This is a genomic window from Allobosea sp. Tri-44 (assembly GCF_004123845.1).
GTDB lineage: Bacteria > Pseudomonadota > Alphaproteobacteria > Rhizobiales > Beijerinckiaceae > Allobosea.
In genome coordinates this window covers 1-23,606 of sequence record NZ_NBDP01000003.1, presented here as the reverse complement: position 1 = coordinate 23,606, position 23,606 = coordinate 1, and the positions used below count along the sequence as shown (strand labels likewise).

The following is a 23,606-nucleotide window of genomic DNA, read 5'->3' as shown; positions in this document are numbered from 1 at the left end:
CGGTCATCGCGGCGATCAGGCGGCGTTCTGGTGCTTGGTCAGCGCGGCGCGGGCGGCGGCGAGCAGCTTCTCGCCATCGAGGCCCTTGTCCTTGGCGGTCTTGATCCAGCCCTCGATCACCGGCTCGGTCGTCTTGCGCCAGCGCGCCGCTTCGGCCTCGTCGATGGTGGTGATGCTGTTGCCGCGCTTCTTGACCATCTCGGAGACGACGATCGCCTGCTCGTCCCAGACCTTGCCCGCCATGGCCGAGGCAACGGCGCCCGAGTTCTTGTCGAGGATCGCCTTGAGGTCGGGCGCGAGCCCCTCATACTTCGCCTTGTTCATCGCGAGCACGAAGGTCGCAACATAAAGGGTCGGCGAGCCCGGGATCTCGGTATGATTCTTGACCAGCTCCTGAACCTTGATCGAGGGCACGACCTCCCAGGGCACGACGCAGCCGTCGATCACGCGCTGCGCCAGCGATTCCGGCACCTGCGGGATCGGCATGCCGATGGCGTTGACGCCGAGCGCGCGCAGCGCCTCGCCGGCGAGGCGGGTCGGGAAGCGCAGCTTCAGACCCTTCAGGTCCTCCATCGTCTTCACCGTCTTGTTGGCGTGGATCAGGCCGTGATCATGCGCCCAGAAGCAGATCGGATGGATGTCCTTGAACTCGTCCTTGAGGTGCTCGCTGGCGTAGTCGGTCAGCGCCAGCGAGTTCACCAGCGCCCGCTTGTTCGCCACGAAGGGCAGCTCGAACGCCTCGATCCCGGTGAAGCGGCCGGGGGTGTTACCGGGCAACGTCCAGACGATGTCGACGACGCCGTCGCGGGCCTGGTCGTAGAGCTGAGGCGGAGTGCCGCCGAGCTGCATCGACGGGAAGATGTCGATCTTGATCCGGCCGTTCGATTCGGCACCGACCTTGTCGGCCCAGGGCTTCAGGAACTTGGAGTGTCCGTTCGCCACCGGCGGCAGGAAGTGGTGCATGCGCAGCGTCACTTCCTGAGCATTGGCACGGCTGGCGCGCAGCACCGCCGGAGCGGCCACGGCCGAGCCGGCGAGCGTCAGGAACTTGCGGCGATCAAAGCTCATTTGGGTCCCCTCCCCGGGAATTCTGCGTTGTTTCGTTCACCCTGCCGCGGGCCTTGCCGACAAAAGGCCGGCTGGCCCGTCTCGCAAAGACGCAAGATGGATCAAACCGGCCCCGATGCAAACTGGCCGGAAGTCTCACGCCTTCCAGGCCTTATAGTTTCATTCGTAACTAATTCGCAAGCCCGCCGGTTCTTCCCCGGCGGGCAGCTCTCGCGAGCGTGATCAGGCCAGCGGCGGAATGCGCAGCACCCAGCCCGGCTGGATCAGATCGGGATCCTTCACCGGAGGCGTGTTGGCCTTGACGATCTCGGTGTACTTGGCGCCCTTGCCCTGGCCGTAATTCTCCTCGGCGATCTTCCAGAGCGTATCGCCCTTCTTCACCGTGTAGAACACCGCGGCGGCCGCCTCCTTGTTGACGATCAGCTCCGATTCGACCGAACCGACGCCGGCGGTGTTGCCGATCGCCAGGATGATCTTCTCGGCCTCCTCGGTGCTCAGTGCCTTACCGGAGACCTTCACCTTGTCGCCCGAGACGTCGATCTTGACGTCCGAAGGCAGGCCATGGCCGGCCAGTTCCTTCTGCAACTGATCTGCCGTCGCCGCATTGGCCGAGCTCGACCCGAAGATCTTGGCGCCGGCTTCCTTGATGAAACTGAACAGACCCATAGCGTGTTCTCCTAACGCACTCGCCGCCCCGCCAGGATTGGCCGAACGATCGGGCTTCGCGTAGCTCCACAGCCTTGGAGCATGTTCTGGTCGCAAAAGTGGCGTCACCTTGCGGAACACATTCCGAGACGGGCAATCCATGAAGCCCATTCGGAACGACAACTGCAAGACGAAACCTGCAAGACGAAACCACGCCGCTGCCCTTCCCTCGCGCTGCCGGCGCTGGCAGAACGGAGCCGAACCAGAGAACGCCCGTCATCGACACCGTGAAAGGCAGCCATGACCGCACTTACCCTTGAACAGGCCAGCGTGATCGTCGACGGCGCTCTCAAATATGCACGCGACAATGCCCTGAAGCCGCTCGCCATCGCAGTGCTCGATGCGCGTGGTGCGCAGAAATTCTTCCTGGCGCAGGACGGCACCAGCCTGAAGCGCGGCGAGATTGCGCTCGGCAAGGCCAATGGCGCGATCGCGCTCGGCGTCGGCCCGCGCACCCTCAACAAGATGGCGCTGGAGCGCCCGCACTTCATCAACGGCGTCGCCCTCTCGGTCGGCGGGCCGATGGTGCCTGTCCCCGGCGGCGCGCTGGTCCGCAATGCCGATGGCGACCTCATCGGCGTCGTCGGCATTTCCGGCGACACCTCCGACAATGACGAGGCTGCGGCGCTCGCCGGCATCGCCGCAGCCGGCCTCGTTGCTGAAACCGGCGGCTGAACTCTGCTATCGTCACATGCGGCCCTGCCTGCCCGGCCCTGCGCCATGTCGCATTGCAAGGCCGGCGGATTTCCGGCAACGGGTGCGTGACCGGCGGCCCTTGAAGCCGTCTTTAGGAACCGCGACTATGAACATCGCCGCCGCCATCGAGGGCGAAACCGTCCAGACCGACGTGCTGATCATCGGCGCCGGCCCTTGCGGCCTGTTCGCCGTGTTCGAGCTCGGCCTGCTCGACATCAAGGCCCACCTCGTCGACATCCTGCCCAAGGTCGGCGGCCAATGCGCTGAGCTCTATCCGGAAAAGCCGATCTACGACATTCCGGGCTTCCCGCTCGTCACCGGCCAGGGGCTGGTCGACAACCTGATGGAGCAGATCAAGCCCTTCGGCGCGACCTTTCATCTCAACCAGATGATCGAGCAGGTCGAGGTGCTCGGCACCGCCGAGGCACCGCGCTTCCGTCTGCGCACCGACGCCGGCACGGTTTTCGAGACGAAAGCGATCCTGATCGCCGCCGGTGGCGGTTCCTTCCAGCCGAAGAAGCCGCCGATCCCGGGCATCGAGGCCTATGAGGGCCGCCGTGACGGCGGCGGCGTCCACTATGCCGTGCGCAAGATGGAGGTCTTCCGCGACCGCGAGATCCTGATCGTCGGCGGCGGCGATTCGGCGCTCGACTGGACGCTGAGCCTGCAGCCGATCGCCAGGCGCGTGACGCTGATGCACCGGCGCGACGATTTCCGCGCCGCGCCCCACTCGGTCGAGCAGATGCGCGCCCTCGTCGCCTCAGGGGCGATGGATCTCAAGCTCGGCCAGGTGCTCGGGCTGAAGGGCGAAGGCAATGACCTCCAGGGTGCGATCTGCCGCGACACTGCGGGAGCCGATTTCGAGATCGCCTGCAATACGATGCTGCCCTTCTTCGGCCTCACCATGAAGCTCGGGCCGATCGCCGATTGGGGCCTGAACCTCCACGAGAACCTGGTCCCGGCCGATACCGAGAAGTTCGAGACCAATGTGCCCGGCATCTTCGCCATCGGCGACATCAACACCTATCCGGGCAAGCTGAAGCTGATCCTGTCGGGCTTCCACGAGGCGGCCCTCGCCGCCCAGAAGGTCCACCGCTACGTCTATCCGGAGAAGCGGCTGACCTTCCAGTACACGACCTCGTCGACGGCCCTGCAGAAGAAGCTCGGCGTGGCCTGAGGCTCACGCGTCATTCTCGGGCGAAGCGAAGCGCAGACCCGAGAATCTCGTGACAAGAAGGCTCCTGCATCAGCTTCGTTCTGCCTGAGATGCTCGGCTCGAGGCCGAGCATGACGTGTGTGAAGCTCTACCGCACCACCGACATGACGGACGATGTCTGCATGTCATGCGCGGCCAAATCGCGCGCCGGGCGCGCGATCGGCTCGGGCGGAACCGGCTGGAGCCGCGTCGCCAGCGAGCCGGACGGGCCGCTATGCGTCGGCGCCTCCGCGACCACGCCCTCTTCCTCCGGCGGTGTCACGCGGTCGCGCAATTCGGCGATCGCGCCGTCGAGCGGGTGGAAGCTGAAGCGGATCTTGTGCGTGCCGGCCGGGACCTGCACGGCGCGGAACAGGACATTGGCCTTGAGGATCTCGACTTCCTGCCCGTCGAGCTCGGCCCGCCACCAGGGATGCCAGATGTCGTTCAGCACGACGAAGCCGGGCTGCGCGGTCGTGACCTCGATCTCGACCACCGTGTTGCGGTAGCGCTTCAGCTTGACCTCGGCATTGCTCGCGACCGGTCCATCCGGCACGCCGGGCTCCGGCTCCTGCTCGAGCAGCACGACACGCTGCGGATCGGCCTCCGGCCATTGCCCGGCCGATTTCATCCCGTCGAAATCGGCGAGCTGCCAGCCGCCGACGAACATCACGCGCGGCAGCGCCCGCGGGTTCTCGTAGATGTAGCCGTCCTTGGTATAGGCGACCAGCTTGAGGTCGCCGTCGCGCAGCGAGCGGTCGACCTCGCCGATCGGCACCCGCGTCGCGATGTAGCGCAGGCCGAGGAAATCGGCGAGGCGGCAGCGATAGGACGGAAACAGCGGTGTGAACACGCGTTCGCCCGGCGCAGCGATCGAATCGCGCGTGCCGACCGCCTCCGAGAAATCGGCGAGCCGCAGCGGGTTGTAGCCCAGCGTGTGGTCGAAGCCGTGGATCATGCCGGCATTGGGCCATTCGAAGCCCATGCCGAGCAGTTCGACCCGGTCGCGCCGCGGCGAATCCGGCGGCTGCACGATGAGCTTCTTCAGCACGGCGACGGTCTCGTTCTTGGTCTCCGGCCGCAGCACGTCGTAGACCTCCGGCGCCAGCGCCGTGGCCTCGTTCGGGCCGTTGTTGGCGGCGAGATCGGCGGCGACGACGCCCGTCACGATCAGGCTCGCGACGAGCGGAGCCGCAGCGCCACGCCAGCGCGTCAGTACGACGAGCAGCAGAAGCGCCGTCACGAACCAGGCCGCTGCCGTCGCGCTTGGTACCAAGGCTTCGCCGAGATGCCCAGCCTGGCGCGCCACCAGCAGAGCGAGGCCAATGAGCAGGGCGATCGCGCCGATGCCAATGCCGAGATCGCGCCAGATCGCGCCCTGCTGCTCTTCGCTGAGGATGCGATGCAGCAGATAGCCTGACAGCACCGCCCCGAGCCCGCCGATCAGGAAGGTCGCGTCGGCCGGCCGCCGGAACACCTTGACGCCCGGCAGATACTCATAGGCCAGGTGGAACAGCGGCGTGTAGCGACCGAGCGCGAACAGCACTATCAGCACGAACAGGATGGTGTAGGGCCGGATCGCTCTGTCCCAGAGCCAGCCGCGCGTCAGCCCCGGCACGATCAGAAGCAGGAAGGGCAGCGCCCCGACATAGACCTGCCCCATATTCTTGGAGAGGAAGAGCTCTTTGGCATTCCAGTCCGGGCTGTAGGGCCCCCAGAACTCGACCGACGGATCGCGCACGCCGAAGAGGTCGCCGACGAAGGCGGTCAGCAGCGAGGCCGGGTGGAGCGAGCCCCTGCCGGCTTCGACGAGGTCGATCGCCGGCCGCGTCGTCGCCTCGGCGAAAAGCCAGGTCCAGAGCAAGGGGACGGCGATGGTGACGATGCCGGCGAAACAGGCCGCCGCGATCGGCGCGAGGCTGGCGCGGAACCCCGCCCAGCCTTCCGCGAGCCAATAGGCCACCACCATGCCGATCAGGATATAGGCGCCGAGCAGCGCGACCTGATCGGGCTCGAGCACCATCATGCCGGCGGCGAAGCCGGCGAGCAGGCCATAGCGCAGCGAAGCGCGTTGCAGCATTCGCGCCGTCAGCCAGAAGGCAAGGCCGAAGAAGGCGAAGCTGGCGATCTGCCCGACATGCTGGACGCGCCAGGCGGCCGAGGCGCCGAAAGCGAAGACCAGCGCCGCCAGCAGCGCCCCGGCCGGATGCCAGTTGCGGTCGCGGAAGAACATCAGCATGGCGAGCCCGCCGACGAGCAGGTGCGCCAGCACATAGGCATCGACCGCGCGGAAGCTCGGCGAGGAGTTGAACAGCGCGAGCAGGATGGCGGGCGAGAAGATCAGCGATTGCGGGTCGGCGACCTGCGGCGAGCCGGCGAAGACGTTGTGCGTCCAGAACGGCGACTGGCCCGAATGCAGCGCCTGCGCCAGGAACTGGATCTGCGCCTGGAAATGCGCCTTGGCGTCGAACGGAATCGTCACCGCCCCCGACAGCCAGGGCCAGCACAGCGCCACCCAGGCGCAACAGAACAGCGCGGCCGCCAGCCAGTAGCTGGAGCCCGATCTCCAAACCGCTTTCAACTGGACCCCCAAGGCCCCTGGCGCTCCCGGCCGCGCATGATCACGCGCCGATCACGCCGATGTGATCAGGGTCGACGATGATGGTTCCGCGATGAACCGAAACTGAATGAAACTGAATGGCGCGGATCACGCGCCTGACTGTGGCATGGCAGCGTCACCATGCCGCTGTCAGCAGCGCGGAGTCAGCGCTTCTGCGCAACCCAGGCGGCGAGCACGCGCCGCTCGCCCTCGGTCATGCCTGAGAGGTTGTTCGGCGGCATGGCATGGGTCAGCACCGCCTGCATGCCGATGGCGCGGCGCTGGCGGGCGATCAGCTCGGGTTCGTGCAGATAGACGCCCTTGGGCGCGATCCCGATACCGGGCCAGGACGGCTCCGGCGCGTGGCACATGGCGCAGCGGCCGGTGACGATGTTGGCGACCTCGGACGAGGGCGGCACGAGGCCGGCGAGCATGACCGGCTTCACCGGTTCGAGCGGCTTCAGGCCGAGCCGCTCGCGCCCACCCGGAGAGGATGCCATCGCCACCCAGAAGGCGAGCCAAAGCGCCAGCGCCGCCACCGCCCAGGTCCACCATGGCGATTTCGCATGATCGGCATGGCGGACATTGTAAAAGTGCCGGATCAGCGCGCCGGCGACGATGATCAGCGCGACCAGGGCCGGGATCACCACCGAATTGGCGTAGGTCACCGGGTAGTGGTTCGCCAGCATCAGGAACAGCACCGGCAGGGTGATGTAGTTGTTGTGCAGCGAGCGCTGCTTGGCCTGCTTGCCGTATTTCGGATCGGGCACCTCGCCGGCGACCATCGCAGCGATGGTCTTGCGCTGGCCGGGCATGATCACGAAGAAGACATTGGCCGACATGATCGTCGCCATCAACGCGCCGGTATGGATCAGCGCGCCGCGCCCCGAGAAGACCGAGGCGAAGGCCCAGCTGGCGGCAACCACATAGCCGAATCCGAGCAGACCGAGCACGACATCATTCTTGCCCAGCGGCGACCTGCAGAGCAGGTCGTAGAACAGCCAGCCGCCGGCCAGCGCCGCGATGCCGATCGCACCCGCCGCGAAGGGCGAGAGCGCCATCACAGCAGGGTCGATCAGATAGAGCTCCGACTGGGCGTAGTAGACCCAGACCAGCAGGAAGAAGCCGGAGATCCAGGTCCAGTAGGCCTGCCATTTGTGCCAGGTCAGCTCCTTCGGCAGCACCTCCGGCGCGACCAGGTATTTGCGCATCGCATAGAAGCCGCCGCCATGGACCTGCCAGGCGAGGAACTGCGTCGGCTGGCCGGCTTCGGTCCTGGGCGCGTCGGGCGCTGCCCGGAGCGAAGCGTCGAGATGAATGAAGAAGAAGGACGAGCCGATCCAGGCGATCGCCGCGATCACATGCAGCCAACGCAAGAGCTGGCTGCCCCATTCCATCAGATAGGCCTCAAGCACGGATGTGCTCCAGGCAGAGCCGCATGCGAGCGAATTGACAGGGCCGAATCCGGGATGGAACTTGCATCGCCTTCAAGACTAGGTTCGCGCCTTCGGAAGGCAAGCGGCATTCCGGCCGCGCGGCGCGGCTTCAACGAGAGGTTTTAAGGCATGGGGCGCCTGTCGACGCATGTGCTCGATACGGTCCGCGGCAAGCCGGCCGCTGGCGTCGCGATCGCGCTCGACGCGCTGCTGCCGGATGGCAGTCGCGAGCGTGTCGTCGACACCGTGACCAATGTCGACGGCCGCACCGATGCACCGCTGCTCACCGGCACGTTGCCCGTCGGCAGCTACGAGCTGACCTTCGCGATCGGCGACTATTTCCGCCATCTCGGAACGAAACTGCCCGAGCCCGCCTTCCTCGATCTCGTGCCGATCCGCTTCGCCATCGCCGAGCCGCAAGGGCATTATCACGTCCCCCTGCTCGCTTCGCCCTGGAGCTATTCGACCTATCGCGGCAGCTGAAAACGACTCTGTCGCCAACGGCTTGCACGTCGCTCTTGAATCTCCGTCGCATGGACTTGAATCAGCCTATGAACCCCTCGCCCTACCCCCGCGACCTCGTCGGCCATGGCCGCAACCCGCCGCATCCGCACTGGCCCAGCGAGGCCCGCATCGCCGTGCAGTTCGTGGTGAATTACGAGGAGGGCGGCGAAAACAACATCCTGCATGGCGATGCCGCCTCGGAGGCCTTCCTCTCCGAGATCGTCGGCGCAGCACCCTGGCCCGGCCAGCGCCACATGAACATGGAGTCGATCTACGAATACGGCTCGCGCGCCGGCTATTGGCGACTCTGGCGGATGTTCACCGAGCGGAACATGCCGGTCACGGTCTTCGCCGTCGCCTCGGCCCTGCAGCGCTATCCGGAGATCGTCGCCTCGATGCAGGAAGCCGGCTGGGAGATCGCGACCCACGGCCTGAAATGGATCGACTATCGCGACCTGCCGGCCGAGACCGAGCGCGCGCATATCGCCGAGGCGATCCGCATCCAGACAGAGCTCGCCGGGACACGCCCGCTCGGCTGCTATCAGGGCCGGACCTCGGTCAACACCATTCCCCTGACCATGGAAGAAGGCGGCTTCCTCTATACCGCCGACGTCTATGCCGACGAACTGCCCTATTGGCTCGAAGGCCCTCATGGCCCGCAACTCGCTGTGCCCTATACGCTCGACGCCAACGACATGCGCTTTGCAACGCCGCAGGGCTTCAACAGCGGCGATCAGTTCTTCGCCTATCTCAAGGACTCGTTCGACACGCTCTATGCCGAAGGCGAGACCGCGCCGAAGATGATGTCGGTCGGCCTGCATTGCCGGCTCGTCGGCCGGCCCGGCCGCGCCGCCGCGCTCGCCCGCTTCCTCGACTATGTCCAAAGCCATGATCGGGTCTGGGTCGCGACCCGACTCGACATCGCCCGCCATTGGGTCAGGACGCAGCCGCCGGCCGACGGCTACAAGCCGTCGCGCCTGCCGCAGGCGCTGTTCACCGAGGTCTATGGCCGCGTCTGGGAGCACTCGCCCTGGATCGCCGAGCAGACCCATGCAGCAGGGCTCTCCCCGATGCAGGACACGGCCGAAGAACTACACAAAGCGATGGTCGCGGTGATGCGCAAGGCCCCGCGCGAGCGGCAGAAGGCGCTGCTCGATGCCCATCCCGACCTCGCCGGCAAGATCGCCGCTGCCGGCGAGCTGACACCGGAATCGGCCAATGAGCAGGGCTCGGCAGGGCTCGACCGCCTGACATCGGACGAGCGCGCCCGCTTCACCGCGCTGAACGAAGCCTACAAGGCGCGCTTCGGCATCCCCTTCATTCTCGCGGTCAAGGGGCTGACCAAGGCGGACATCCTCGCCTCCTTCGAAGAACGACTGAAGAGCACGCCGGAGCAGGAGTTCGCGACGGCGCTGGCGCAGGTCGAGAAGATCGCCCTGATCCGGCTGAAGGACCTGCTGCCCGCCGCTTGAAGGAGGACATCCTCGTCATTGCGAGGAGCGCAGCGACGAAGCAATCCAGGAAGACGTAGAGCTCTTCCGCTCCTGGATTGCTTCGCTTCGCTCGCAATGACGGAAGAGCGCGATCGGATTCCTACAGCCCGCTGACCAGATGCCCGCCATCGACCGCGACGACGGCGCCGGTCATGTAGCGCCCGGCATCGGACGAGAGCAGCAGCAGCGGCCCGTCGAGGTCGTCGAGCTCGCCGGCCCGGCGCATCGGGATCCGCTTCTTCAGCGCCTCGCCCGCCTCGCTCGCGAAGAACTCCCGGTTGATGTCGGTGACAACATAGCCCGGCGCCAGCGCGTTGACCCTGATCGCGTGCCTTGCCCATTCCAGTGCCAGCGCCTTGGTCATCTGGATCAGCCCGGCCTTAGAGATCGCATAGGGCGCGACCCGGCCCGCGACGCGCTCGCCGAGGATCGAGGCGATATTGACGATCGCGCCGCCGCTGGCCTGATCGGCCATGATCTTCGCTGCGGACTGAGCGGCGAAGAAGCAGCCCTTCAGGTTGACGTCGAGCTGGGCGTCCCATTGCGCCTCGCTGACCGAGAGCGCAGCTTCCGTCTCGCCGACGCCGGCATTGTTGACGAGCACGTCGAGCCCGCCGAGCAGCCCGGCGGCCTCAGCGACGCCCGCCTCGATCGCCGCGACGGAACTCACATCGAGCGCGAGCGGGATGACCCGGCCCGGCAGCCCCTCGCCCTCACGCGCCAGCTCCTGAAGCCGGTCGGTCCGGCGTGCCGCGGCGGCGACCAGCGCGCCCTTGCCCGCAAGCAGCCGGGCGAAATGTGCGCCAAGCCCCGAGGAGGCACCCGTCACCAAAATCCGCTTGCCGTTGAGATCGTCGAACATTGGCCTGCCTATCGCGAACGCCGCGGCAGCGGACACTGCGAGTCAGTAACGGTCAAGCCGCCTTCGGCAGACGTAAAGTCGGTACAAGGCTGCCGACCTGCTTGAGGTCGGCGATGAAGCGCCTGGTCTCGGCCTCCTTCGCATCCTCGTCCGGCAGGCGCAGCAGATAGGAGGGATGGACGGTCGCCAGCAGCGGCGTGCCATCCGGCAGGGCGAGCTCGCGCCCACGCGCCGCCGTCAGCGAGCCGGCATGGCCGGTCAGCGCCTTGAGCGCGGTCGCGCCGAGCGCCACCACCAATTGCGGCTTGACGAAGCCGAGCTCGAGATCGAGCCAGAAGCGGCACGCCTTGACCTCCCCGGCATTCGGCTTCTCGTGGATGCGCCGCTTGCCGCGCAGCTGGAATTTGAAGTGCTTCACCGCATTGGTGACATAGGCTTGGGTGCGGTCGAGCCCGGCATCGGCCATGGCGCGGTCGAAGACCTTGCCGGCCGGGCCGATAAAGGGCTTGCCGGCGAGGTCCTCCTGATCGCCCGGCTGCTCCCCGACGAAGACGACCGGCGCACTGCGTGGACCTTCGCCGAAGACCGTCTGCGTCGCATCGCACCAGAGGTCGCAGCGCCGGCAGGAGCGCGCGGCGGACGCGGCCTCCTCCCAGCTCTCGATCGCCGAGAGATCGGCAGCGGCTGGTTCGGGCGCGGCCGCCCATCGCTTCTGCGGTGAGGTCGGAGCGCTCATGATCATCTCCTGCGTTCGACGCGCCGCATCGGCGATCAAGGGCGAAATCAGCTCGGCCTCGGGCAGATTCCGCCAGTACTTCACCGGCATCTCAGCCTTCATCGCCTTCGGCTTCAGCCGGGCCGGGTTGAAGATGCTGGCGTAATAGGTCCGCCACCACTCCTCCATCGCGTCGCTGGTCGGCGCCTGCGCCCGCGTCGCCGCCTCGCCGAGCCGAAGCTCGCGCCCGTCCCAGAGCAGCGTCCCGCGCGGCGTCAGGATCGTCCAGCGCATCGTGGTGAAGCGCTCGACGAAGAAGGCCGCGACCTTCTCCAGGATGTGGTGCTCGGGCTCGAACCAGGCGACGAAGGCTTCGCCGCCCTGCCCGTCATCGACCTCGCGGAAGCGCACGAACGCGGTCATCTTGTGCATGTCGCGCCGGACCGATCGTGCCAGCGCCTCGGCGCGATGGACATCGTGATCGGAGGCGATCTGGAGCAATTCCCGCTCCTCCTGCAAGCGCCAGAGCAGGCGGTAGAGCAGGTCGAAGCGCGTGGCATCGCTATGGCAGATCACCTCCTGCGCCAACGCGATGAAGGCGCGCGGCACGCTGAGCGCCCTGTCCTCGCCGCCCGCGACCACGTCCTCGCCGAACAGGCCGGAATCGCTGTCGCCGACAGGCCAGTCGATCGCCGACGGCGCGACGGAGCCCTGCGCAAACCGCCGGGCGAAGCTGCGCCAGCCCTCGAAATCGGCGGGATGGGAAAGGCGCGCGACGAACATCAGAGCAGCGCCAGTTGCTGCGGCTTTGGCGCCAGTAGTGCCTTCAGCCTCTCGCCATCGAGCGCGGCCCCCGGCCGCCAGTCGGCGGTGACGATGAACTGCCTGAGCACGCGCAGCGAGCGCACCAGCCGCCCGACATCCTCCAGCCTCAGGCTCCGGAACCGCCGCATGGCGAGGATACGATCGACGCTGCGTGTGCCGAGGCCGGGAATGCGCAGCAGCAATTCGCGGTCGGCGCGGTTGACATCGACCGGGAAGCGCCCGCGATGGCGCAAGGCCCAGGCGAGCTTGGGATCGACAGCAAGGTCGAGCATGCCGCCCGGCGCCGCATCGAGAATCTCATCGACCTCGAAGCCATAGAAGCGCGTCAGCCAGTCGGCCTGGTAGAGCCGATGCTCGCGCATCAGGGGCGGCTCCGACAAAGGCAATTGCTTCGACGAGTCGGGGATGGGACTGAAGGCGGAATAATAGACCCGCCGCAGGCCATAGGCGCCGTAGAGATGGGCACTGTGCTGCAGGATGGTCGCGTCGCTGGCCTCATCGGCGCCGACGATCATCTGTGTGCTCTGCCCCGCCGGCGAGAAGACCGGCGCCCGCTTCGAGCGCTCGCGTTCGGCGACGGACTCGTCGATCTTCAGCTTGAGACCGCCCATCGCGCTGCGGATATCGAGCGGCTGCTTCTCAGGCGCAAAGCGCTTGAGCGAGGTCTCGCTCGGCAATTCGACATTGATCGAGACCCGGTCGGCGAACAGCGCCGCGCGATCGATCAGATCCTGGCTCGCGCTCGGGATCAGCTTGAGGTGGATATAGCCGCGGAAATCGTGATCGAGGCGCAGAGCCTCGGCGACGCGGACCAGCTCGCCCATCGTGTAGTCCGGCGAGCGGATGATGCCGGAGGAGAGGAACAGGCCCTCGATATAGTTGCGCTTGTAGAAATTCAGCGTCAGCGCGACGACCTCCTCGACCGAGAAGCGCGCTCGTTGGACATTGCTCGAACTGCGATTGATGCAGAAGACGCAGTCGTAAGAGCAGAAATTGGTCAAAAGGACCTTCAGCAGCGAGATGCAGCGCCCGTCCGGCGCGTAGGAATGGCAGATGCCCGAACTCGTGGTCGAGCCGATGCCTTTGCCGCCAACCGAGTCGCGTTTGGTCGTGCCGGAGGAAGCGCAGGAGGCGTCGTATTTCGCGGCGTCGCTGAGGATCTCCAGCTTCTGGAGCGTGGTGAGCTGCGTCAAGCCAGCCTCCATGTTCATGATATGTTCTATATTGAGCCAAACGCTTCCGACCCGCCAGAGGTTCCAGGTTGCATGATCGTCGCACCCCGCGCAGCGCGACGGATCGGAACCGGCCTTCCGCCGCCGCGTTCTCTGCCGAGGACCAATTCGGACGGGGGAGTTCCCATGTTTCGCATTCTGCTGGTGATCGCGGTCATCGCGATCGGCTACGACGCCATCGTCCATCAGGGCGCCTACACGCGCGACCTCTGGTATAAGGCGGTCGGCGCGACCGAGCGCGTCGTCGACGAGGCCAAGCGCGTCGGCGAGCGGAAGCCCGACGAGCCGCCGCGCTCGCAGATGAATTGAGCGCCCCCCTCCCGTCATTGCGAGGAGGCGTCAGCCGACGAAGCAATCCAGGGGTGGCAGAGCTCTATGAGACTGGATTGCTTCGCTTCGCTCGCAACGACGAAGACGTTCCGGCCTCACGCCGCCTCACGCGCCAGCACTGCCCGCTCGACCTCTCCGGCGATGGCGTCGAGCAGCGCCGTCTCGTCGCCGGCAAGGCCTTCCATCGCCGCCATGCGGGCGAGCACCGTCGCGGCGACCTTCTCCTCCACCGTATCCTCGGCATAGGCGTAGAAGATCGTCGCGTGCTGGCCGTCGCGATGGCAGCGGCCCTCGATCTGCTGGAGCTGGATCGCGCTGTGGCGCAGATCATGGACAACCAGCGCCCGCTCGCGTTCACCACCGGGCATCTCGGCCTTATGCAGCGAGATCGACTCGGTCACGGTGAAGATGACGGCATCGAGCCTGCCGGTCTGGAAGGCGATCCGGGTCGCCTCGTTGGCTTCGCCGGAATACTCGCCCGTGATCGAACCGACGCGCCAGCCCTTGCCTGAGAGCTTCTCGGCCAGCATCGCCCCGGTTTCGAGGAAAGCGACCGAAATCGCCACCTGCTCGTCATTCTCGAGCAAGTCCTGGCAGAACTCGGCCGTGCCGGCGGTGCGTAATAGGCTCGCCTTCTGGCGGAAGCGCAGATCGGCGGCCCAGCCCGCGGGCTTGCGGGTCGATCCCCCTGCGAGGCCGAGCTCGCGGCGGAACTCACGCCAGGTCGCGTCGTAGAGCTTGCGCTCGGCGCTATCGAGCGCGACGGGGGCGAGCTCGCGCTGCACCTCCGGCCAGCCGGCGATCTCCTCCGGCCGGCGGCGCAGGCCGATGGCGTTGGCGCCGCGATAGAGCAGACCCGCCATCACCTTGCGGTCGCTCTCGTTCGGCTCCCAGCTCCAGTTCTTCCAGCGCCCCTTGGCCCTGCCCATCTTCAGGCGCTTCATCAGCGCCCGGAAGCCGTCGAGGTCGCCGCCAGGCGCGCCCGTCGCCTCGGCGAGCAATCTCGCGAGATAGGACAGTTCATGCGGGGCCTGCCCTGCCGTCGCGCTCATATAGATCGTGAACTGCGACGCAGCCGCCATCTGCCGGCAGACCAGCCCCTGCTGCGAGTTCGGATTGCGGATGCGGTGGGCCTCGTCGATCACGACCAGCGGCCAGACCCGCTTCGGCGTGCCGTGCTTGGCAAGCTCGTTGTTCTTCGCCCGCGTCGAGCGCTTGCTGCTGGCCGGCGGCGGCGCGAGCAACGACTTGGTCCGCTCGAAATTCATCAGGGTGAGCTTCTTCGCCGGCAGGCCGGCATGGGCGATGGTGCGCCGCCATTGCGGGATCGCGCCCTTCGGGCAGATCACCAGCACCTCCTGCTCCGGCATCGCCGAAATCGCAAGCCAGGCAGAAAGCGTCTTGCCGAGCCCGGTCAGGTCGCCGAGCAGGAAACCCGGCTTGCCCGCCGCTCGCGCCGCCAGGATCGCATCGCGCGCCACGAGCTGGTGCGGATGCGGCACCATGATCTCGGGCGCATCGCCCTTCATTGGAACGCTCATGCCTGCCGGGCCTCGGGAGCTGCAGCCGGCTCCGTCGCCATCGCCGCCAGCACATCGGCGCGCTGCAACTCCTCGATCAGCACGCCGAGGAAGTTGGTCACCACCTTCGGCAGCGCCCGGCCCGACATGGTCTGGATCTGCAGGCTGCGCGGCGGCAGGTCGCCATCCCTCAGCGGCAGCGCCACCACCGAGCCATCGCGGATCGAGGCCCCGAAGGTGATCGAGCTTGCGAACATCACCGCCCCGCCGAGTTTGCAGAAATGGCGCAGGCTCGCGACATTGGTCGAGGTCAGGACGGCGTCGACGGTCAGCCCGCGCGCCGAGAAATAGATATCGACGATCTTGCGCACGGTCGCCTCGCTGTCGAGCACCGCGACCGGGTGGGCGAAGATGTCCTCGACCCTGACCGCCTCCTTGCCTGCCAGCGGGTGGTGCGGCGCGACGAAGGCATAGGTCCGCGCCGCGCATTGCCAGTTGATGGTGACGCCGCGCTCCTGCTGCAGCACGAAGGTCAGGCCGAGATCGATCGTGCCGGTGCGGACATGCTCGGTCACCACCTGTGGCGACATCACCTTGACGTCGAAGGCGACGTCGGGGTGCTGCTGGCGGAAGGCGAAGATCACCTCGGGAATGAAGCTGACCGCGAAGCCCTCGGTGACGCCGAGCCGGATCAGGCCCTTGCTGGCGCCGCGCAGTTCGCGGATCTCGCTGACGACCTGCTCGCTCTCCAGCTCGAGCCGCTGGGCGTAGGCCGCGAGCGTCTGGCCGGCCTGGGTCAGGATCATGCCGTGCGAGCGCCGCTCGAACAGGGCTGCGTCCAGCTCCTTCTCGAGATTGGCGATCTGGCGGCTGACGGCCGAGGCAGCGACGCGCAGGCGCTGCGCCGCAGCGCTGACCGAGCCGGTCCGCACCACCGCCAGGAAATATCGCAAGGCTGGTGTTTGCACGCTTGAGCCTCGGCAATCGCTTCGAAACGAGAGCCGGGCGCGGAACCATTACCGTCTTTCCGGGGCGGCCCGCAGGGCCGAGCCCGGAACCCATGAACACGCCCCGCTCCAAAGAAGACGCCGTCATTCCGGCCGGAGCGAAGCGACGTGCCGGAATCCATCGTAGAGCTCCGACGCCCTACGATGGATTCCGGAGCTGCGCGGCTAAAGCCGCTTGTCCGGAATGACGCGCCTTTTCATGTAACCGTCGTGTCCATGGGTTCCGGGCTCAGGCCTTCGGCCTGCCCCGGAAAGACGAAGCTGGTTCCGTGCCCAGCCCAACTCGCGACAAGCTCTAAACGCCCATTGCCGTCCCGGCAACGATCCTTTCGATTCATTCTTATGGCGGCAAGCACGAAGCTGTGCAGAGTTTGTGTCGCCGGCATGACGGCGGCTCAGACCGCCCAGCCGAACGACGCATCGAGGGGAAAACATGCGCTTCTTCGACAAGGCCTCCACGGCCCTGGCCGCAACCATTCTGGCTGCGACCGCTCTGGCGACGCCCGCTTTCGCCCAGAAGGCCGCCAATACCGTCCGCTTCGCCTATGACCAGGCGCCGGAAAGCGTCGATCCATTCTTCAACAATGTCCGCATCGGCGTGATCATCGGCGCCAATGTCTGGGACACGCTGATCTACCGCGATCCCGCCACCAACGAGTACAAAGGCCAGCTCGCCAAGAGCTGGAAGCAGGTCGACGACAAGACCATCGACTTCGAATTGCGCGAGGGCGTGAAGTTCCACAATGGCGAGGAGTTCGACGCCGATGACGTCGTCTACACGCTGAACTTCATCTCCAAGACCGAGAACAAGGTCGTCACCCAGGGCAACGTCAACTGGATCGCCAAGGCTGAGAAGCTGGACAAGTACAAGGTCCGGCTGACCACCAAGGAGATCTTCCCGGCCGCGATCGAGTATCTCGCCGGCCCGGTGGTGATCCACCCGAACGAGTATTACGAGAAGGTCGGCCCCAAGGGACAGAACGACAAGCCGGTCGGCTCCGGTCCCTACAAGGTCACGAACTACGTGCCGGGCAAGTCGATCTCGCTCGAGCTCAACAAGGACTATTTCAAGGATTCGCCGAAGCCGCAGCCCAAGGTCGGCAAGTTCGAGATCCGATTCATTCCGGATCGCCAGACCCAGATGGCCGAGATGCTCTCGGGCGGCGCCGACCTGATCATGCACGTGCCGAAGGACCAGGCCGACCAGCTCCAGGCCGTGCCGACGCTGCAGGTCGTCTCCGGCGAGACGATGCGTATCGTCTTCATGCAGATGAACATCCTCGAGAACGGCCCGGCCCCCGCCCTCAAGGACGAGCGCGTCCGCAAGGCGATCATCCACGCCATCGACCGCGAGGCGATGGTCAAGAACATCGTCGGCACCGGCTCGCGCGTCATCAACACGATCTGCTTCCCCTCGCAGTTCGGCTGCACCGACGATGGCGCGGCGCGCTACGCTTACGACCCCGCCAAGGCCAAGGCGCTGCTGGCGGAAGCCGGCCATCCCAGCCTGACCATGGACATCGTCGCCTATCGCGAGCGCAACCAGACCGAGGCGCTGATCGGCTACCTCCAGGCCGTCGGCATCAAAACCAATCTGCGCTTCCTGCAATACGCCGCGATGCGCGAGCAGATCGCCAGCAACAAGGCGATGCTGACGCACCAGACCTGGGGCTCGTTCTCGGTCAACGACGTCTCGGCCGCGACGCCGAACTACTTCGCCTTCCGCAGCGAGGACATCACCCGCGACGCAGCCGTCCGCGACCTCCTGGAAAAGGGTAACAACTCGGTCGATCCGGCGGTGCGCAAGGAGGCCTACAAGGCCGGGCTGAAGATCATCGCCGACAAGGCCTACGCCGTGCCGCTCTATTCCCTGCCGGTCTACTACGTCGCCAACAAGGACCTGAACTTCAAGGCCTATCCGGACGAGCTCGTCCGCTTCTGGGAGATGGGCTGGAAGTAAAGGTTTCCCTTCTTCCAACCGGACTGGTCATCCCGGGCAAGACACCTCAGCGGTGCCGAACCGGGATGATCTCTTAGAATCCAGAACTGAAGGAAGCCCCGGTGCTCGGCTTCATCGTCAAACGGCTCGGCCTCGCGCTGCTCGTCGCGCTCGCGGTCTCGGCCATCGCCTTCTTCCTGCTGCGCCTCTCCGGCGACATCGCGGTCGCGATCGCCGGCGAGGGTGCGCAGCAGGCCGATCTCGACGTCATCCGCAAGACCTACGGGCTCGACCGGCCACTCGTCGTCCAGTATCTTGACTGGCTGCTGAAGACGCTCTCGGGCGATTTCGGCACCTCGATCTATTTCAAGACCGACGTCGCCACGCTGGTCTTCGCCAAGCTGCCGGTGACGCTGATCCTCGGTGTCTCCTCGCTCGCCTTCGCGCTGGCGATCTCGATCCCGCTCGGCGTGCTCGCCGCGATCTATTCCAACAGCTGGATCGATCGGCTCGCACTCGCCATCGCCGTCTTCGGCCAGGCGATGCCGAATTTCTTCTTCGCGCTGATCCTGGTGATGCTGTTCTCGATCACGCTGCGCTGGCTGCCGGTCTCCGGCTCAGGGACCTGGCTGCATTACGTCATGCCGACGATCGCGCTGGGCTACTACACCGCCCCGGCCTTCATGCGATTGATCCGTGCCGGCATGATCGAGGTGCTCTCCGCCGATTACATCCGCACCGCCCGCGCCAAGGGCCTGTCGCCCTATGCCGTCGTCATCACCCACGCACTGCGCAACGCCGCCGTTCCGGTGGTGGCGCTGACAGCGGTCCAGCTCGGCTTCCTGCTCGGCGGCTCAGTGGTGATCGAGACGATCTTCGCGCTCGATGGGCTCGGCTACCTCGCCTATCAGAGCATCACCTACAAGGATTTCCCGGTCATGCAGGTCATCGTCCTGCTGCTCTCGGTCGTCTACGTCCTGCTGACGCTCCTGGCCGACATCGCCAACGCCTGGCTCGATCCGCGCATCCGGGTGTCCTGACATGAGCGACGCGACCTCCCTCCCCCTCGCGGCCAGCGACGTCACCGGCGGGCGCCGCCTGCTGCGCCGGGCGCTGGCCCAGAAGTCCTTCCTGTTCGGCTTCGGACTACTGCTGCTGTTCGTGGTGCTGGCTCTGCTCGCCCCGCTGCTGGCGCCGCACGACCCCTATCTGCAGAACCTGACGGCACGGAACGTCCCGCCGTTTTGGTACGAGAAGGGCAACTGGCTCCACCCGCTCGGCACCGACCCGCTCGGGCGCGACTATCTCTCGCGTCTGCTCTACGGCGCCCGCATCTCGCTGATCATCGGCATCAGCGTCGTCGCCATCGCCGGGCTGATCGGCACGACCATGGGCCTGCTCGCCGGCTATTTCGGCGGCCGCATCGATATGGCCGTGACCTTCATGGTGACGACCCGCCTCGCCATGCCGGTCATCCTGGTGGCGCTCGCGGTCGTCGCCATCATCGGTTCCTCGCTCTGGATCGTCATCCTGGTGCTCGGCCTGTTGAAATGGGATCGTTTCGCCGTGGTGATGCGCAGCGCGACGCAGCAGGTCCGTTCGCTCGACTACATCACGGCAGCGCAGGCTTCCGGCGCCAGCACGACGCGCATCATCCTGCGCGAGGTCCTGCCCAACATCGCCCCGCATCTGATCGTGGTCGCGACGCTGGAGGCGGCGAGCGCCATCCTGCTCGAAGCCGCTCTCTCCTTCCTCGGCCTCGGCGTGCAGCCGCCGCTGCCGTCCTGGGGCCTGATGGTCTCCGAGGCCAAGGCCTACATGTTCTTCTCGTTCTGGCTGATCGCGTTGCCCGGCACGGCGCTGGCTTTGCTGATCTTCGCGATCAACCTCGCGGGCGACGGTCTGCGCGACGTGATCTCGCCCGAAAAGCGCAACTGATGCACCCCACAGCCCTCATCCTGAGGAGCCGCGCAGCGGCGTCTCGAAGGATGTTTCAGGAAGCTCCGGAACCAGCTGGAGCATCCTTCGAGACGCGGACTGACGTCCGCTCCTCAGGATGAGAGCTGAGAGTTAGGCTACTCAAGTCCAGACGGAGAACGCCCATGACCCGCGCCAAGGCCATCGCCCATGCGCTCGACTATTTCGACTCCGGCAGCTTCAAGAGCGATCTGTCGCGGCTCATCGCCATGCCGACCGAGAGCCAGAACCCCGAGCGCGCCCCGGTGCTGACCGAGTATCTGGAAAAGGAGATGCAGCCCTTACTGGAAAGCCTCGGCTTCTCCTGCCGGACGCTGAACCACCCCAAAGCCAAGGGGCCTTTCCTCTTCGCCCAGCGTATCGAGGCCGAAGGCCTGCCGACGATCTTCGGCTACGGCCATGGCGACGTCATTCGCGGGCTCGATGCGCAATGGGCGGAAGGCCTCTCGCCCTGGACCCTCACCGAGCGCGGCGATCGCTGGTACGGACGCGGCGTCGTCGACAACAAGGGCCAGCACCTGATCAACATCAGCGCGCTGAAATCCGTGCTTGAGACGCGCGGCGGCAAGCTCGGCTTCAACGTCAAATACCTGATCGAGATGGGCGAGGAATGCGGCTCGCCGGGCTTGCGCGAGCTCTGCACCGAGCAGAAGGAGCTGTTCAAGTCGGACGTGCTGATCGCCTCCGACGGGCCGCGCCTCAATACCGAGCGCCCGACGATCTTCTTGGGCGCCCGCGGCGGCGTCACCTTCGACCTCACCATCAATGCCCGCGAGGGCGGCCATCATTCCGGCAACTGGGGCGGCATCCTCTCCGATCCGGCGATCCAGCTCGCCCACGCCATCGCCTCGATCACCTCGCCGACCGGGCAGATTCGCATCCATGAATGGGTGCCGAAGGAATTGCCGGCCGCCGTGCGCAAGGCACTGGCCGATTGCGAGATCGACGGCGGACCCGACGGCCCGACCATCGATCGCGAATGGGGCGAGCCCGGCCTGTCGCCGGCCGAGCAGGTCTTCGGCTGGTGCTCCTTCGACGTGCTGGCGATGAAGTCCGGCGTGCCGGAGACCCCGGTCAACGCCGTGCCGCCGAGCGCCTGGGCCCGCTGCGCGCTCCGCTTCGTCGTCGGCATCGATCCCGACGACGTCATGCCGGCGCTGCGCCGCCATCTCGACCGCCATGGCTTCGGCATGGTCGAGATCACCAAGGCGCGTGACGCGGTGTTCAACGCGACCCGCCTCGACCCCGATGATCCGTGGGTCGAATGGGCGCTGGCCTCGCTGCAGAAGAGCACCAACAAGAAGCCGGCGCTTCTGCCCAATCTCGGCGGCGGCCTGCCCAACGACATCTTCGCCGATATCGTCGGCATGCGTACGATCTGGGTGCCGCATTCCTATCCCGGCTGCTCGCAGCACGCCCCGAACGAGCACGTCCCGGTCGCGATCCCGCGCGAGGCGCTGGGCCTGATGGCCGGGCTCTACTGGGATCTCGGCGAGAGCGACCGCCCGGCGCTTTGAGCAGCTCTGCCGTCATGCTCGGCCTTGTGCCGAGCACCCACGTCTTGAACACCGCACGTCACGAAGGAAGACGTGGATGGTCGGGACAAGCCCGACCATGACCGGAAAGTCTCATCCCGTTTGCCGGGGTAATTGATCATCGTACTCGCGATCGAACACCGCAGCGTCCGGACGCTGCCGTTCCAGGCTCTCGCGATAGTGCAGGCAGCCGCGCAGGAATTTCGGCCAGGGCGGCACCGCGATCTCCGGCTCGATCTGCTCCGGCAGCAATCCCCAGAGCTGCGGGTGGTGCCAGCAGAGATCGTGCCCGGATGAATCGCGATGCGCGCGGATTCCGGCGCGCAGGCGCCTGACCTCAGCGATCAGCTGCTCCGGCGTCATGTCGGCGAGATCGTCATCCATGATGCGCTCCCGCTACTGACGAGGCTCCTGCGGCTCGCGCGGATCGCGCGCCGGCGGCAGGTCGATCGGCGTCGCCGGCGGCCCTTCGGGCGGCGCATTCGGCGGCAGCTCCGGCGGCGGATCGTTCGGGATGCCGTTCGGCTCATTGTCCGGCGGGTTCTCGATCGGCGGCGCCGGCGAAACCTCGCCCGGGTTCATCGGCGGCAGTTCCGGCGGCGGCGTCGGGCTGGTCGGGGCACCGCCGGCATTATGAATCATGGTCATGAAGCGCTCCTGAGCATTTGTCTTGAAACGCTCGCGCCGCGCGAAGGTTCGCGGAACAATGCCGCGGCTCGCAGCTTGGTTCGGCAGGCCACCCAGCAACGGAGCAGAGCCATGCCGCAAGACGGAAAGCCGCGCGAGAATCCCGCACTGCTCGATGAGCGCATCCCGAACGATCCGCTGCGCCCGGAGGACGCCTCGGTCCGTCCGGATCAGGACGCGCCGATCAAGGATCGCCGTCGGGCAAGCGACGAAACCAATGTCCATGACGTCGGCAGCGATGCCAACGACACCCCGGACGGATTGACCGAACAGGAGGAGGCGGTCCGCCACGCGGCCGAGGATATCCCGACCGGCCAGGATCCCGCCGGCAAGACGGAAGCGACGCCGGTCTTCGATCGTGCGTCAAAGCCTCCCAAGGTCTGACGCGGGCGGCGCCGTCGGCTGTCCGCCAGTCGTCGGCAGGGGGCGCCGCATGAAGAATCTTGTACTTGCATCGCAACTGGCGGCGATCGCGCTCGTCGCCCTGGCCGGAACGGCTTCGGCGCAGACACCTGACCTCCTCGCCTGCACCGGCCCCTTCGCCCGTGATGCCGACGAGACGGCCCTGATCAAGGCTTTCGGCGCCAACAACGTCCAGCGCGCACGGATCGAGATCGGCGAAGGTGAGAAGGCGGCTGGCGCCATCCTCTTTCCCAAGGACAGGAAACGCCGGCTCGAACTGATCTGGCGCGACGGCAAGAAGCGCCGGCAGCCCGGCACGATCTATGTCCGCGAGGGCTCGGGCTGGGCCGTGGCCGGACCAGGCAGTGCACGCATCGCCATCGGCACCGCCCTCGCCGCCGTCGAGACCGCCAACGCCAAGCCCTTCAGCATTCTCGGCTTCGACTGGGACTATTCCGGCACCGCCGCCGACTGGAAAGGCGGCAAGCTCGCCGGCGCCTTCGGCGGCTGCAGGCTGACGATCCGCTTCGGTTATCCGAAGGACGCCGATGCCAAGGCGCTCGACCGGCTCTCCGGCGACAAGGAATTCTCTTCGTCCGACCCTGACATGCGCCTGGTCAAGCCAACGGCCTACGAGATCCTGCTGTCCTGGCCGGAGTGAGCCCGCCCCTCAGTCCTCGTCTTCCCTGGCTCTACCGGTCTCGACGAGGATCTCGCGTTTGCCGGCGTGGTTGGCCGGTCCGACGATGCCCTCGTTCTCCATCCGCTCCATGATCGAGGCGGCGCGGTTGTAGCCGATCTGCAGGCGGCGCTGGATGTAGGAGGTCGAGGCCTTCTTGTCGCGCAGCACGACCGCCACCGCCTGCTCATAGGGATCGT

Annotated in this window: 23 protein-coding genes; 11 read left to right on the top strand and 12 right to left on the bottom strand. The window is 66.4% G+C overall.

Annotated elements, in window-relative coordinates; genetic code table 11:
* Positions 1-15 precede the first annotated feature (15 nt).
* Entirely contained in the window at positions 16-1,068 is a 1,053-nt protein-coding gene (locus B6S44_RS00135; RefSeq protein WP_129154788.1) for a TRAP transporter substrate-binding protein, read from the bottom strand.
* Between the two features lie 222 nt (positions 1,069-1,290).
* The gene (lysM, locus tag B6S44_RS00130) at positions 1,291-1,734 is read right to left on the bottom strand and encodes a peptidoglycan-binding protein LysM (protein WP_129154787.1); all 444 of its coding nucleotides are present in this window, start codon (positions 1,732-1,734) and stop codon (positions 1,291-1,293) included.
* Positions 1,735-2,013: 279 nt separating this feature from the next.
* Here lysM and B6S44_RS00125 point away from each other — a divergent pair, with 279 nt between their 5' ends.
* Both B6S44_RS00125 and B6S44_RS00120 read left to right on the top strand, forming a co-directional pair.
* Positions 2,014-2,448 carry a GlcG/HbpS family heme-binding protein gene (locus B6S44_RS00125; RefSeq protein ID WP_129154786.1) on the top strand — a complete coding sequence of 145 codons (435 nt, stop codon included), beginning with the start codon at positions 2,014-2,016 and terminating at the stop codon, positions 2,446-2,448.
* 127 nt (positions 2,449-2,575) lie between these two features.
* A complete protein-coding gene (locus tag B6S44_RS00120; protein WP_129154785.1) occupies positions 2,576-3,646 on the top strand; it encodes an NAD(P)/FAD-dependent oxidoreductase in 1,071 nt (356 codons plus the stop codon).
* A 127-nt stretch (positions 3,647-3,773) separates the two neighbouring features.
* Here B6S44_RS00120 and B6S44_RS00115 read toward each other — a convergent pair whose 3' ends face one another.
* Together B6S44_RS00115 and B6S44_RS00110 are read right to left on the bottom strand one after the other, a co-directional pair.
* Complete coding sequence (locus B6S44_RS00115; protein WP_129154784.1) at positions 3,774-6,245, bottom strand: glycosyltransferase family protein; 2,472 nt, start codon at positions 6,243-6,245, stop codon at positions 3,774-3,776.
* Positions 6,246-6,427: 182 nt separating this feature from the next.
* Positions 6,428-7,660 (bottom strand): urate hydroxylase PuuD, encoded by a 1,233-nt coding sequence (locus B6S44_RS00110; RefSeq protein ID WP_129155528.1) that lies wholly within the window; start codon positions 7,658-7,660, stop codon positions 6,428-6,430.
* Between the two features lie 168 nt (positions 7,661-7,828).
* On the opposite strand from B6S44_RS00110, the gene uraH reads away from it, so the two are divergent.
* Together uraH and puuE are read left to right on the top strand one after the other, a co-directional pair.
* Positions 7,829-8,182, top strand: coding sequence for a hydroxyisourate hydrolase (gene uraH, locus B6S44_RS00105; protein ID WP_129154783.1), 354 nt, complete (start codon positions 7,829-7,831; stop codon positions 8,180-8,182).
* Positions 8,183-8,250: 68 nt separating this feature from the next.
* Positions 8,251-9,675, top strand: coding sequence for an allantoinase PuuE (puuE, locus tag B6S44_RS00100; RefSeq protein WP_129154782.1), 1,425 nt, complete (start codon positions 8,251-8,253; stop codon positions 9,673-9,675).
* A 121-nt stretch (positions 9,676-9,796) separates the two neighbouring features.
* Here the strand turns inward: puuE and B6S44_RS00095 are convergent, their stop codons facing one another.
* The 3 genes from B6S44_RS00095 to B6S44_RS00085 are packed head-to-tail and all read right to left on the bottom strand — an operon-like array spanning position 9,797 to position 13,303.
* Positions 9,797-10,558: an SDR family NAD(P)-dependent oxidoreductase gene (locus B6S44_RS00095; RefSeq protein WP_129154781.1), complete on the bottom strand. Its 762-nt coding sequence runs from the start codon at positions 10,556-10,558 to the stop codon at positions 9,797-9,799.
* Between the two features lie 52 nt (positions 10,559-10,610).
* Positions 10,611-12,056 (bottom strand): UdgX family uracil-DNA binding protein, encoded by a 1,446-nt coding sequence (locus B6S44_RS00090; protein WP_129154780.1) that lies wholly within the window; start codon positions 12,054-12,056, stop codon positions 10,611-10,613.
* On the bottom strand, positions 12,056-13,303 hold the full coding sequence (locus B6S44_RS00085) for a putative DNA modification/repair radical SAM protein (RefSeq protein ID WP_129155527.1): 1,248 nt from the start codon (positions 13,301-13,303) through the stop codon (positions 12,056-12,058). The genes B6S44_RS00090 and B6S44_RS00085 overlap by 1 nt, the downstream gene beginning before the upstream one ends.
* Before the next feature lie 153 nt (positions 13,304-13,456).
* On the opposite strand from B6S44_RS00085, the gene B6S44_RS00080 reads away from it, so the two are divergent.
* Entirely contained in the window at positions 13,457-13,639 is a 183-nt protein-coding gene (locus B6S44_RS00080) for a hypothetical protein (RefSeq protein ID WP_129154779.1), read from the top strand.
* Positions 13,640-13,755: 116 nt separating this feature from the next.
* Here the strand turns inward: B6S44_RS00080 and B6S44_RS00075 are convergent, their stop codons facing one another.
* Positions 13,756-15,201 carry an SNF2-related protein gene (locus B6S44_RS00075; protein WP_248309375.1) on the bottom strand — a complete coding sequence of 482 codons (1,446 nt, stop codon included), beginning with the start codon at positions 15,199-15,201 and terminating at the stop codon, positions 13,756-13,758.
* A complete protein-coding gene (locus B6S44_RS00070; protein ID WP_129154778.1) occupies positions 15,198-16,148 on the bottom strand; it encodes a LysR family transcriptional regulator in 951 nt (316 codons plus the stop codon). Before B6S44_RS00070 ends, B6S44_RS00075 begins: the two co-directional genes overlap by 4 nt.
* Positions 16,149-16,620: 472 nt before the next feature.
* Here B6S44_RS00070 and B6S44_RS00065 point away from each other — a divergent pair, with 472 nt between their 5' ends.
* The 4 genes from B6S44_RS00065 (at position 16,621) to B6S44_RS00050 (ending at position 21,620) form a co-directional block, all read left to right on the top strand.
* Positions 16,621-18,147, top strand: a complete 1,527-nt coding sequence (locus tag B6S44_RS00065; RefSeq protein ID WP_129154777.1) for an ABC transporter substrate-binding protein — start codon at positions 16,621-16,623, stop codon at positions 18,145-18,147.
* 101 nt (positions 18,148-18,248) lie between these two features.
* Entirely contained in the window at positions 18,249-19,166 is a 918-nt protein-coding gene (locus tag B6S44_RS00060) for an ABC transporter permease (protein WP_129154776.1), read from the top strand.
* 1 nt (position 19,167) lies between these two features.
* Positions 19,168-20,064, top strand: a complete 897-nt coding sequence (locus B6S44_RS00055; protein ID WP_129154775.1) for an ABC transporter permease — start codon at positions 19,168-19,170, stop codon at positions 20,062-20,064.
* A 164-nt stretch (positions 20,065-20,228) separates the two neighbouring features.
* Positions 20,229-21,620: a M20 family metallopeptidase gene (locus B6S44_RS00050; RefSeq protein ID WP_129154774.1), complete on the top strand. Its 1,392-nt coding sequence runs from the start codon at positions 20,229-20,231 to the stop codon at positions 21,618-21,620.
* 111 nt (positions 21,621-21,731) lie between these two features.
* Here B6S44_RS00050 and B6S44_RS00045 read toward each other — a convergent pair whose 3' ends face one another.
* Both B6S44_RS00045 and B6S44_RS00040 read right to left on the bottom strand, forming a co-directional pair.
* Positions 21,732-22,022: a hypothetical protein gene (locus B6S44_RS00045; protein ID WP_129154773.1), complete on the bottom strand. Its 291-nt coding sequence runs from the start codon at positions 22,020-22,022 to the stop codon at positions 21,732-21,734.
* A gap of 12 nt (positions 22,023-22,034) precedes the next feature.
* Complete coding sequence (locus B6S44_RS00040) at positions 22,035-22,286, bottom strand: hypothetical protein (protein ID WP_129154772.1); 252 nt, start codon at positions 22,284-22,286, stop codon at positions 22,035-22,037.
* A gap of 111 nt (positions 22,287-22,397) precedes the next feature.
* Between B6S44_RS00040 and B6S44_RS00035 the strand changes: the two genes are divergently transcribed.
* Both B6S44_RS00035 and B6S44_RS00030 read left to right on the top strand, forming a co-directional pair.
* A complete protein-coding gene (locus tag B6S44_RS00035) occupies positions 22,398-22,709 on the top strand; it encodes a hypothetical protein (protein ID WP_129154771.1) in 312 nt (103 codons plus the stop codon).
* Between the two features lie 49 nt (positions 22,710-22,758).
* Positions 22,759-23,388: a hypothetical protein gene (locus B6S44_RS00030; RefSeq protein ID WP_129154770.1), complete on the top strand. Its 630-nt coding sequence runs from the start codon at positions 22,759-22,761 to the stop codon at positions 23,386-23,388.
* 9 nt (positions 23,389-23,397) lie between these two features.
* Here the strand turns inward: B6S44_RS00030 and B6S44_RS00025 are convergent.
* The coding region (locus B6S44_RS00025) for a DNA translocase FtsK (RefSeq protein WP_282568158.1) at positions 23,398-23,606 on the bottom strand (209 nt) is incomplete at its 5' end.

Bases quoted from the DNA above. Each gene is read 5' to 3' on its own strand.
- B6S44_RS00095 (WP_129154781.1), bottom strand. From the start codon at position 10,558: ATGTTCGACGATCTCAACGGCAAGCGGATTTTGGTGACGGGTGCCTCC.
- B6S44_RS00080 (WP_129154779.1), top strand. From the start codon at position 13,457: ATGTTTCGCATTCTGCTGGTGATCGCGGTCATCGCGATCGGCTACGAC.
- B6S44_RS00075 (WP_248309375.1), bottom strand. From the start codon at position 15,201: ATGAGCGTTCCAATGAAGGGCGATGCGCCCGAGATCATGGTGCCGCAT.
- lysM (WP_129154787.1), bottom strand. From the start codon at position 1,734: ATGGGTCTGTTCAGTTTCATCAAGGAAGCCGGCGCCAAGATCTTCGGG.
- B6S44_RS00050 (WP_129154774.1), top strand. From the start codon at position 20,229: ATGACCCGCGCCAAGGCCATCGCCCATGCGCTCGACTATTTCGACTCC.
- uraH (WP_129154783.1), top strand. From the start codon at position 7,829: ATGGGGCGCCTGTCGACGCATGTGCTCGATACGGTCCGCGGCAAGCCG.
- B6S44_RS00055 (WP_129154775.1), top strand. From the start codon at position 19,168: ATGAGCGACGCGACCTCCCTCCCCCTCGCGGCCAGCGACGTCACCGGC.
- B6S44_RS00125 (WP_129154786.1), top strand. From the start codon at position 2,014: ATGACCGCACTTACCCTTGAACAGGCCAGCGTGATCGTCGACGGCGCT.
- B6S44_RS00040 (WP_129154772.1), bottom strand. From the start codon at position 22,286: ATGACCATGATTCATAATGCCGGCGGTGCCCCGACCAGCCCGACGCCG.
- B6S44_RS00135 (WP_129154788.1), bottom strand. From the start codon at position 1,068: ATGAGCTTTGATCGCCGCAAGTTCCTGACGCTCGCCGGCTCGGCCGTG.
- B6S44_RS00030 (WP_129154770.1), top strand. From the start codon at position 22,759: ATGAAGAATCTTGTACTTGCATCGCAACTGGCGGCGATCGCGCTCGTC.
- B6S44_RS00085 (WP_129155527.1), bottom strand. From the start codon at position 13,303: ATGGAGGCTGGCTTGACGCAGCTCACCACGCTCCAGAAGCTGGAGATC.
- B6S44_RS00110 (WP_129155528.1), bottom strand. From the start codon at position 7,660: ATGGAATGGGGCAGCCAGCTCTTGCGTTGGCTGCATGTGATCGCGGCG.
- B6S44_RS00120 (WP_129154785.1), top strand. From the start codon at position 2,576: ATGAACATCGCCGCCGCCATCGAGGGCGAAACCGTCCAGACCGACGTG.
- B6S44_RS00065 (WP_129154777.1), top strand. From the start codon at position 16,621: ATGCGCTTCTTCGACAAGGCCTCCACGGCCCTGGCCGCAACCATTCTG.
- B6S44_RS00090 (WP_129154780.1), bottom strand. From the start codon at position 12,056: ATGTTCGTCGCGCGCCTTTCCCATCCCGCCGATTTCGAGGGCTGGCGC.
- B6S44_RS00035 (WP_129154771.1), top strand. From the start codon at position 22,398: ATGCCGCAAGACGGAAAGCCGCGCGAGAATCCCGCACTGCTCGATGAG.
- puuE (WP_129154782.1), top strand. From the start codon at position 8,251: ATGAACCCCTCGCCCTACCCCCGCGACCTCGTCGGCCATGGCCGCAAC.
- B6S44_RS00045 (WP_129154773.1), bottom strand. From the start codon at position 22,022: ATGGATGACGATCTCGCCGACATGACGCCGGAGCAGCTGATCGCTGAG.